General features: G+C 75.5%; 2 protein-coding genes. One reads left to right on the top strand and one right to left on the bottom strand.

Annotation, left to right across the window (positions count from 1 at the left end; all coding sequences use genetic code 11):
* A partial coding sequence (locus tag DBR36_RS06810; RefSeq protein WP_181373511.1) for an aromatic amino acid lyase occupies positions 1 to 472 on the bottom strand: 472 nt, incomplete at its 3' end.
* Positions 473 to 533: 61 nt separating this feature from the next.
* Between DBR36_RS06810 and DBR36_RS06815 the strand changes: the two genes are divergently transcribed.
* A partial coding sequence (locus tag DBR36_RS06815; RefSeq protein WP_108318151.1) for an IclR family transcriptional regulator occupies positions 534 to 1,295 on the top strand: 762 nt, incomplete at its 3' end.

A 1,295-nucleotide genomic window follows, 5' to 3' on the forward strand; every position in this document is an offset into this window, starting at 1 on the left:
CCGCGAGGGCGACGTGCGACAGCGGAGCGAGGTCGCCCGAGCAGCCGAGCGAGCCGTACTCGCGCACGACCGGGGTGATGCCGGCGTTCAGCAGCGCCGCGTACGTCTCGACGACGACGGGCCGCACGCCGGTGCGCCCGGTCGAGAGCGTCTGCAGGCGCAGCAGCATCAGCGCGCGCACGACCTCGCGCTCGACCTCGGCCCCGGTGCCCGCGGCGTGCGAGCGGATGAGGCTGGCCTGCAGCTGGGCGCGGCGGTCCTCGGCGATGAACGTGGTGGCCAGTGCGCCGAACCCCGTCGAGATGCCGTAGTGCGGCTGCGGGTCGTCGGCCAGTCCCTCGATGAGCGCCCGGGTGTCGGCCACGCGCCGCAGCGCGTCCGCGTCGACGACCACGCGCGCGTCGTGGCGCGCGACCTCGACGACCTCGCGCGGGGTGAGGGGGGTGGATCCGACGGTGACGCTCGTGTGCATGAAGCGATTCCACCGCGTCCGCTGTCGCGGAACGACGGGGTTCTGGCATCCTGTGTCTGTCATGCCAGACATTCCGCGACCGCAGGTCCCCGCCGCCGATCAGACGCTGCGGATCCTCACCCTGCTCGCCCGCCAACCCGGCCCGATGGCCGCGCAGACGATCGCGACGACCCTCGGCATCCCGCGCTCGAGCGTGTACCACCTGCTCGCGACGCTCGAGCAGCACGGCTTCGTCGTGCATCTGCCCGGCGACCGCCGGTGGGGTCTCGGCACGGCGGCGTTCGAGCTGGGCGGCGGCTACGCCCGGCAGCAGCCGCTCGCCCGCCTCGGCCGGCCGCTGCTCGCCGCCCTGTCGGACCGCGTCGGCGAGAGCGCGCACCTCGCCGTGCTCGCCGGGCGCGACGTGCTGTACATCGTCGAGGAACGCGCCCCGCGCCGCCCCGCCCTCGTGACCGACGTGGGCGTCCGCCTGCCCGCCCATCTGACCGCGACGGGTCGGGCGATGCTGGCGGCTCTCCCCCGCGAGCAGGTGCGGGCGTTGTTCCCGGATGCCACGGCCCTCACCCGACGACACGACTCGGGGCCCGCGACCCCGCGCGAGCTGCGCGAGGTGCTCCGGCTCGTGCGGGCGGACGGCTTCGCGAGCGAGAACGGCGAGGTCACTCCCGGATTCCGCTCCGTCGCCGCCGCGGTGCTCGACCACGCCGGGTGGCCCGCCGCAGCCGTGGCGGTCACCTGGCCGGCCGACGGCCCCTCGCGCGACGCGGGCGCTCTGGCGTCAGCGGCATCCTCCACCGCCACCGAGCTCGCCCGCCGCATAGGC

The sequence above is a fragment of the Microbacterium sp. HMWF026 genome, assembly GCF_003061325.1.
Lineage (GTDB): Bacteria > Actinomycetota > Actinomycetes > Actinomycetales > Microbacteriaceae > Microbacterium > Microbacterium testaceum_E.